Annotated in this window: 5 protein-coding genes; 1 reads left to right on the plus strand and 4 read right to left on the minus strand. The window is 68.6% G+C overall.

What is annotated here, in order from left to right; all coding sequences use genetic code 11:
- Positions 1–105 precede the first annotated feature (105 nt).
- The 4 genes from ACWGIC_RS15885 to ACWGIC_RS15900 all read right to left on the minus strand — a co-directional run bounded on the left by ACWGIC_RS15885 (position 106) and on the right by ACWGIC_RS15900 (position 7,122).
- Positions 106–579: a DUF3761 domain-containing protein gene (locus ACWGIC_RS15885; protein ID WP_452076657.1), complete on the minus strand. Its 474-nt coding sequence runs from the start codon at positions 577–579 to the stop codon at positions 106–108.
- Between the two features lie 81 nt (positions 580–660).
- Positions 661–3,474, minus strand: a complete 2,814-nt coding sequence (locus ACWGIC_RS15890) for a hypothetical protein (protein WP_452076658.1) — start codon at positions 3,472–3,474, stop codon at positions 661–663.
- A gap of 257 nt (positions 3,475–3,731) precedes the next feature.
- Positions 3,732–5,903 (minus strand): 3-hydroxyacyl-CoA dehydrogenase NAD-binding domain-containing protein, encoded by a 2,172-nt coding sequence (locus tag ACWGIC_RS15895; RefSeq protein ID WP_452076659.1) that lies wholly within the window; start codon positions 5,901–5,903, stop codon positions 3,732–3,734.
- Between the two features lie 7 nt (positions 5,904–5,910).
- The gene (locus ACWGIC_RS15900) at positions 5,911–7,122 is read right to left on the minus strand and encodes an acetyl-CoA C-acetyltransferase (RefSeq protein WP_452076660.1); all 1,212 of its coding nucleotides are present in this window, start codon (positions 7,120–7,122) and stop codon (positions 5,911–5,913) included.
- 159 nt (positions 7,123–7,281) lie between these two features.
- Here ACWGIC_RS15900 and ACWGIC_RS15905 point away from each other — a divergent pair, with 159 nt between their 5' ends.
- The gene (locus ACWGIC_RS15905) at positions 7,282–8,463 is read left to right on the plus strand and encodes a TetR/AcrR family transcriptional regulator (protein ID WP_452076661.1); all 1,182 of its coding nucleotides are present in this window, start codon (positions 7,282–7,284) and stop codon (positions 8,461–8,463) included.
- The last annotated feature ends 108 nt before the right edge of the window (positions 8,464–8,571 follow it).

The following is an 8,571-nucleotide window of genomic DNA, read 5'->3' on the forward strand; positions in this document are numbered from 1 at the left end:
TGGATTCGCACGGTACCGGGCGGGGCGGGCGGAACGGGCGGTTCGTGATCGATCCGACTTACCGGGCTGGTCCGTTCGGCCTAGCGATTGGTTGGGTTGGCGGGGTCAGAGCCATTGCCGGACGCCGCCGTGGTGCGAGCAGGTGCCGGAACGGTGCTGGCTGTAGCTGTAGGTGCCGTCGTTGCAGAGGGCGGTCGCGCCGGAGGGGTTCGAGTCCGGGCGATGGACACAGTTCCCCGAAGAGTTGCGGTAGTAGTCGGAACCGCATTCGGCGGGTGCGGGATCCGGCGCTGGCGGTGGCTGGGACGCGGAGGCTCGCGGCGCGGTCTGGGTTTTCGGGGCCGTTTTCGGCTTGGCGACAGTGGTCGGTGGAGCGACCTGCGTCGTGGTCACCGGGACCGCGATCGATGTCGACGGTGTTGTAGTCGACGTTGTCGTGGTCGACGTTTCCGGTGCGCTGTAGGTGGTTGGCGGCGAGTACTCGCTCGTGACGGCCGACGGTGCGGTTCCCGTCGGAACCGCACCGCAGCCAGCGACCAGAACGCCCGCGACCAACGCCATCCCCAGTTTCCGCAACATGCGGAACCTCCTTCGCACCCCAATGCGAGGAGGTCGGGAATCCTCGGAAAACTGTTACAGCGGAGGCGTCCGGGGCACGGGTCAGCCGTCCGCCGGGCACCACGGATCCGGTGCGCGAACAACCGCCTTGCCGCAGAACCCCTGCAGTTCCGGATCGACCTCTCCGCCCTGTACCCGCAGTACCGCGAGCGGTTTGTCCTGCGGGACATGCCTGCCGATGTCGCCTCCGTAGTCGATGGTTCCGCTGACTCCCTCGATGTATTTGTTGGTCTGGTTGGCATCCGGCCGCGAGGTGTGGATCGCGGCGATCTCCCGCCACACCGAGCCGGGCGTCACCGGGATCTTTGACGACGTTTCCCGCAGGTAGGCGGTCGCGGTGATCATCACCAGCGCGGCGTCGTAGGACAGCGCGGCGTGGCCGTCGAACGACCGCCCTTTCGCGGTGTGCTCGAAGGAGAACTTGGCGTTGAGCGTGGCGTAGAAGTCCCGCGCGAGGCCTTTCGCCGCGGTGGCCGGGGCGCTCGCGAGTGCGAGATAGTAGTACGACAGTGCGCGATTGCGTTCCCGCGCAACGGAATCCGCCACGTAGCGCGAGACGTCGTCGTCACCGATGATTGTCGCGGTGCTGCCACATTGCGCTGCACCAGCGAGGAACGCTCCGAAGTCGGGGACTCCTCGACCAGCGAAGAACGCGAAGCCGTCGTAGGAGCAGCTGTCCCGGCCAGCCGCGCCCGCGTTGCCTACGGTCCGGTCTCCATACCGCAGATGCGCGGGCATCCCAGCTATCCCTCCGTCTGATTCGAACGCGCGCGCTTCAACAGTGAAACCCTTTTCCTGGAACGATTTCAGCACGTCGTCGCGGAGGTTCGTGCTGTAGAAATCGGCGTCGTCGTCGGAGTAGTAGACCCGCAGGGCGCGGGGTCCGGGGCGCTGGGCGGCGAACGCCGCGGCCACCGCCGCTTCCCGGCGGTTTTGCGGCGCGACCTGGAAGTAGATCGGGTTCTGGTCCGCGAGCTGGTCGGCGGTGAGGGTCGCGGCGACGACCGGGATGCCCGCGTCGCCGAGTGCGCGGATCGTGTCGGACGTCGGCTCGCTGCTCATGTCGAGCCCGACCACGCCGACGATGCTGGGGTCCTGTTTCGCCATTTCCAGCAGCGTCTGCGCGACCTGCGCGCCTTGATGCATTCCCTTGCCGCCGTTGGCGATCAGGATGCGCACGATCGGTTCGGCCGCGGCGGTCGCGTCGAGCTGCCGCGACTGCGCGACGGCGAAGCCTTCCAGCGATTCCCGTTCGGCGGTGAGCCCTTCGGCGGTGCCGTTCGACGATGTCAGCGCTTCCAGGTCGACCAGCGTGATGTACGGCCGTTCCGGATACTGCTGGTGCAGTTCCTCCGCCCGCCGGTTCTGGTCCGCGATCACCGTTTGGACCTGCTGGATCGTCCCCTCTTTGTCCACCGGGGAGAACAGCGTGAAGGTGCCGTCGGACACTCCGACGCACTGGTCGTCCACCCGCGTCAGCCATTCGCTCGAGGTGCCGCAGTGACTGTCCAAGAAGGACTGATACCGCACCACCACGAACCCGGCGATCAGCGCGAGCACCACCGCGGGCACCCCGGCCCGTACCCAGCGCGTCGTCCACCACGCCGCCCGCCCGCGCCCGCCGGACAGGTCGTAATGCTCGCCGAGGGACAGCATGCGCTTGCGCACCTCGGTTTTGTCGGTCTCGGTCTGCGGCGCGTCGAGGCCGATCGGCAGGTACCACGCGGTGGGGCGGCGGGCCCGGCGGTCCGCGCTGAGCCGGTTCTGCCACACCCGGTACGCGCCGGCGGCGTCCGCGGCGTGGTACTTCGGCCGGTCCTCGCTCGGCGCGGCGTCCGGCGGCGGTGCCTGGCTCGCGCTCACCACGAGCAGCGGATCGAAAAGGCCGACCTGGTTGCGGACCTCGTTGATCAGTTCCAGCAGCCGGTAGCCGCCGTTGGCCGGGCCGACCTCATCGAGCAGCAGCACCGGATACGTCATCCTGCGGCGGCGCCAGAACTGCCACGGCCGCAGCCGGTACTCGCGGCGCAGGTCCTCCAGGAACGCGTTGACCAGCAGCCGCGCGACGTACTGGGGCGATTCCTTCTGCCATTCGCCGTCGGTGAGACGCATCGCGAAGCGGACGAAGCTGCCGGACATCTCCGGCGCGAGATGCGGCTGGCGCAGGAACCACCGGTACCGTCCGGACAGTCCGGGGACGCGTCCGGTGACGGCCAGCCGGAAGGTGCCGATCGTCAGCCAGCGCAGCAGCAGCAACGGAAACCGCCACGTCGGATGCTGCGGCACCAGTTCGCGGCTGACGCTGTCGATGGCCGAGCGGAAGCGGACCAGCAGGCCGTTCTCCTGCAGTTCGCGCAGCAGGGTGCGTTCGGTGTCGGTTTCGCCCTCGGCAAACCGCTTCGACATGAGCTGGTCGACCAGCGTGAACAGCCGGAACCGCAACCGGCTTTCGCGCGTGCGCGAGCTGCGGACGAGGGTGTTGCGGATTCGCCACAGGATGTCGCGCACGACTTCGACGCTCGCCTCGGTCGCCTTGCCCGGAGCGTCGACGTCCGGGCGATCGGCGAGCGAGAGATAGACGGAACGGACGGTGCCCGCCGGTTTCGCGTTCTGCAACCGGGAACCCAGCTCTTCGAGGACCCCCTCGCGCGCGTCTCCCACGAGGCACACCATGGGCAGCCCGCGCCGCCCGGCGCGCTCCGGGTGATAACCGGGCCGCCATTCCCCGTTGTCCTGCAATTCCCGCGGCCGGTCGCCGATCCGGGGCCGCTGATAAAGCGCCCCGACGAGCTTGACGAGCCGATCGGCCCCAGCGAACGCGAGCTGCTCCCCCGCGACGGCCACCGTCTGATCCATGCCGAAGTATCCCATGCGCCCGGAGGGAGGGGTCCCGGATTTATGCCGTCACGACAAGGGATTCCGGCCTCGGTACCGGCTGTTCGGGTGACTCGCGTTCAGCCGTTCGCGGCAGGCGTGCTTGCACTGAGCGACCTGTCAGAAAAGGTCGATGATCATATTACGAAAAGTGCCGCTGCCGACTGGGCCGAATGCGAAAAACGGGGCCGCCCCAAGAAATTCCCGAGACGGCCCCGCCAGCAAAAGAATATTCCGCTTTATTCGTAGATCTCGCCCTTGGCGGCCTTGTCCACCAGCGACTGCGGCGGCTCGAAGTGGCTGCCGTAGCGCGCCGCCAGTTCGCGGGCCCGGTCCACGAAGCCCTGCAGACCGCCCTCGTACTGGTTGATGTACTGGATCACGCCGCCGGTCCAGGCCGGGTAGCCGATGCCGAAGATGGACCCGATGTTGGCGTCCGCGACCGAGGTCAGCACGCCCTCGTCGAAGCACTTCACCGTTTCCAGCGCTTCGGCGAAGAGCATGCGCTCCTTGAGGTCCTCGAACGGCACGTCCGCCGAACCCGAGTTGAACGCCTCGCGCAGGCCCGGCCACAGCCCGGTGCGCTTGCCGTTCTCGTCGTACTCGTAGAAGCCCGCCCCGGTGGAGCGGCCCTTGCGGTCGTACTTGTCGAGCATCGTATCGATGACGGCCTCGGACGCGTGCGGCGTCCAGGTGCCGCCCGCGGCCTCGATCGCGGCGCGGGTTTCCGCGCGGATCTTGCGCGGCAGCGTCAGGGTCAGCTCGTCCATCAGCTGCAGCGGCGGTGCCGGGTAACCGGCCTGCGAACCCGCCTGCTCGATCGACGCCGGCTCGACGCCCTCGCCCAGCGCGGCCACGGCCTCGTTGATGAAGGTGCCGATGACCCGCGAGGTGAAGAAGCCGCGGCTGTCGTTGACGACGATCGGGGTCTTGCGGATCTGCAGCGTGTAGTCGAAGACCTTCGCCAGCGTGGCGGGCGACGTCTTCTCGCCGCAGATGATCTCGACCAGCGGCATCTTGTCCACCGGCGAGAAGAAGTGGATCCCGATGAAGTCCTCGGTCCGCTGCACGCCCTCGGCGAGCGTGGTGATCGGCAGCGTCGAGGTGTTGGAACCCAGCACCGCGTCCGCGTTGACGATGTTCTCGATCTCGCCGAACACCTTGTGCTTCAGCTCGACGCTCTCGAACACGGCCTCGATCACGAAGTCGACGCCGGCGAAGTCGGCCGGGTCGGCGGTCGGCTTGATCCGCGCCAGCAGCGCGTCCGACTTCTCCTGCGTGGTCTTGCCGCGCGAGAGCGCCTTCTCCTCAAGCTTGACCGCGTAGCCCTTGCCCTTGTCGGCCGCCTCCTGCGAGACGTCCTTGAGGACGACGTCGATGCCCGCCTTCGCGGACACGTAAGCGATCGCGGCGCCCATCATCCCGGCGCCGAGCACGCCGACCTTCTTGGCGGTGAACTTCTCGAACCCGTCCGGACGCGAACCGCCGGAGTTGATCGTCTGCAGGTCGAAGAAGAACGCCTTGGTCATGTTCTTCGAAACCTGCCCGGTGGCCAGGCTCACGAAGTAGCGCGTCTCGACCTGGATCGCGGTGTCGAAGTCGACCTGCGAGCCCTCGACCGCAGCGGCGAGGATCGCGCGCGGCGCGGGCATCGGCGCGCCCTTGAGCTGCTTGCGCAGGTTCGCCGGGAACGCGGGCAGGTTCGCCGCGAAGCTCGGGTTCGACGGGGTGCCGCCCGGGATCTTGTAGCCCTTGACGTCCCACGGCTGCACGCCGCCCTCGGGGTTGGCCTTGATCCACGCCTTCGCGGCGGGCACCAGCTCGTCGACGGTGTCCACGACCTCGTGCACCAGGCCCAGCTCCAGCGCCTTGCGCGGCTTCATCCGCTGGCCCTGCAGCAGCACGTTCAGCAACGCGCTCTGGATGCCGAGCAGCCGCACGGTGCGGACGATGCCGCCGCCGCCGGGCAGCAGGCCGAGGGTGACCTCGGGAAGGCCGATCTGGCTGCCCTTGACGTCGGCCGCGATGCGGTGGTGCGTCGCCAGCGCGATTTCGAGGCCGCCACCGAGCGCCGCGCCGTTGATGGCCGCGACGACCGGCTTGCCGAGCTGCTCGAGCCGGCGCATCTGGCTCTTCATCGCGCCGCTGGACGCGGTGATCTCCGCCGCGTGCTCCGGCTTCGCCTGGATCAGGTCGCGCAGGTCGCCGCCGGCGAAGAAGGTCTTCTTCGCCGAGGTGAGCACGACACCGGTGATGTCGTCCTTCTCCGCTTCGAGCCGGTCCACGGTCGCGGCGAGCGACTCGCGGAAGGCCTGGTTCATCGTGTTGGCCGACTGGTCCGGGTCGTCCAGGGTCAGCGTGACGATGCCGTCGGAATCCTTGTCCCAGCGGATGGTCTTGCTCTCGGTCATTCGGTCCTCACACCCGCTCGATGATGGTCGCGACACCCATGCCGCCGCCGATGCACAAGGTCACCAGCGCCCGGCGCGCCTGACGGCGTTCCAGCTCGTCGACCACGGTGCCGACCAGCATCGCGCCGGTGGCGCCGAGCGGGTGGCCCATGGCGATCGCGCCGCCGTTGACGTTGATCTTCTCGTCCGGAAGGCGCAGATCCTTCTGCCACTTGAGCACGACGGACGCGAACGCCTCGTTGAGCTCCCACAGGTCGATGTCGTCCGGGGTCAGGCCCGCGGTCTTGAGCACCTTCTCGGTGGCCGGCGTCGGACCGGTCAGCATGATCGTGGGCTCGGAGCCGATCGAGGCGGTGGCGACGATGCGCGCCCGCGGCGTGAGGCCGAAGGTCTTGCCCGCCTGCTCGGAGCCGACCAGGACGATGGCCGAGCCGTCGACGATGCCGGACGAGTTGCCGCCGGTGTGCACGTGGTCGATCTTCTCGACCTGGTGGTACTTCTGGAGCGCGACGGCGTCGAACCCGCCCATCTCGCCGATGGTGGTGAAGGCGGGCTTGAGCTTCGCCAGACCCTCCACAGTGGTCCCCGGACGACGGTGCTCGTCGTGGTCGAGGATCGTGACGCCGTTCATGTCCTTCACCGGCACCACGGACTTGGCGAAGTAGCCGCCGGACCAGGCCGCCTCGGCCTTCTCCTGCGAGCGGACCGCGAAGGCGTCGACGTCGTCGCGCGAGAAGCCCTCGATCGTCGCGATCAGGTCCGCGCCGATGCCCTGCGGGGCGATGTAGTGGTCGTAGGCCGTGGCCGGGTCCATGAACAGCGCGCCGCCGTCCGAGCCCATCGGCACTCGCGACATCGACTCCACGCCGCCCGCGATGATCAGCTGGTCCCAGCCGGAGCGGACCTTCTGCGCCGCGACGTTGGTGGCCTCGAGACCGGACGCGCAGAACCGGTTGAGCTGCACGCCCGCGACCGTCTGCGGCAGGCCCGCGACGAGCGCGGCGGTGCGCGCGATGTCCGCGCCCTGCTCGCCCACCGGGGACACGACGCCGAGCACGATGTCGTCGATCGCCTGCGGATCGAGGTTCGGGTGGCGGACCTTCAGCTCCTGGATGAGGCCGACCACCAGGTCGACCGGCTTGGTGCCGTGCAGGGCACCGCCCTTGTTCTTGCCCCGGGGCGTGCGCAACGCCTCGTAGATGTAGGCCTCGCTACTCACTGAACACTCCTCCGCGAAGCGGCATGGTTGGACACTGCGGTGTATCTCGCCGCCGACTATACCGGCCAGTAGGTGCTAATGGCCATTAACATAGACCCGGTGAACCCCATGGTGTCAATGGGTTGCCGTGGTTTCGATAAGCGCTATGGTCAGTTCACCATGAGTACGTCTCCCGCCCGCGGCACGCGACCTCGCGACCGCAAGGCCCAGCTCGCCGCCGTCGCGGCCGGGCTGTTCCGCGCGCGGGGGTTCCACGGCGTCGGGATCAACGACATCGCCGCCGAGGCGGGGGTGACCGGGCCCGCGCTGTACCGGCATTTCGCCGACAAGCAGGCGATCCTCGCCTACGTCGTGCTCGCCGGGATCGACGACATGGAATCGGCGACCGCGACGGCGCTCGCCGATTCCGCGCCGCCGCCAGAACAGCTGAACGCCCTGCTCACCGGTCTCGCGACCCAGGCGGTCGAGCGCCGGGAGATCGCCGCGCTGTGGCGCTGGGAAGGTCCGCATCTGCCGCGCGAGCAGCGCCGGGAGATCCGCCGCCGGTCCGGAGCAGTGCTCGACGCGTGGACGAAAGCCCTGCTCACCCTGCGTCCGGAGCTGTCCGCGGACGAGGCCGAGCTGCTGTGCTGGGCCGCGCTGTCGGTGTTCGGGAGCGTCGCGGTGCACCACACCTCAGTGGCGCGCAAACGCTTCGTACCCCTGCTGGTCGAGCTGGCGCAAACGGTGCTCGAAGTCTCACTGCCGGTTCCGGAAGAGCCCGCGCCGCCGGTCGCGAGCAGCCTCGGCACGCCGTCCCGGCGCGAGCAAGTGCTGACCGCCGCCACGGGGCTCTTCGCCGAACGCGGCTTCCACACGGTGAGCATGGAAGACATCGGCGCGGCGGCGGGCATCGCCGGACCCAGCGTGTACCGCCACTTCCCCAGCAAGGCCGCGCTGATGGTCGCGATCGGACACCGCGCCGCCGACCGGCTCGCGCTGGCCGCCGAGCAAGCGCTGCAGGCTCCGGACGAACGGGCCGCGCTGGGCCGGCTCGCCGCGTCGTACATCCATGTTTTGCTGCGCACGCCGGAGCTTCTGGTGTCCTTCACTGCGGACCGCGCGACCATGCCACAGCGGGATAAAGCCGATCTTCGCCGGGTCCAGCGCGACTACGTCGACCAGTGGGTTTCCTTGCTGTGCGCGGTGTTTCCGGAGCTTCCGGCGCGTGAGGCGAAGATCCGCGTGCACGCCGCGCTGACCATCGCGAACGACCTGAGCCGGACCGGACGGATCAAAAGCAGGCCGCATCTGCAGACGGAACTGACGGCGGTGTTGCACGCGGTTCTCGGGCTCAGCTGAACGCCGGGTGGTCCGTGAAGGACTCCTTGAGGCGGGCTTGTTACCCTAAAGACTGCGTGAAGGCGCGCAGCGGAAACCCCACCGCGAGGCGCCCAGAGGGGAAGCCGC

The sequence above is a fragment of the Amycolatopsis sp. NPDC054798 genome (genome assembly GCF_053611505.1).

Bases quoted from the DNA above. Each gene is read 5' to 3' on its own strand.
- ACWGIC_RS15885 (WP_452076657.1), bottom strand. From the start codon at position 579: ATGTTGCGGAAACTGGGGATGGCGTTGGTCGCGGGCGTTCTGGTCGCT.
- ACWGIC_RS15890 (WP_452076658.1), bottom strand. From the start codon at position 3,474: ATGGATCAGACGGTGGCCGTCGCGGGGGAGCAGCTCGCGTTCGCTGGG.
- ACWGIC_RS15895 (WP_452076659.1), bottom strand. From the start codon at position 5,903: ATGACCGAGAGCAAGACCATCCGCTGGGACAAGGATTCCGACGGCATC.
- ACWGIC_RS15905 (WP_452076661.1), top strand. From the start codon at position 7,282: ATGAGTACGTCTCCCGCCCGCGGCACGCGACCTCGCGACCGCAAGGCC.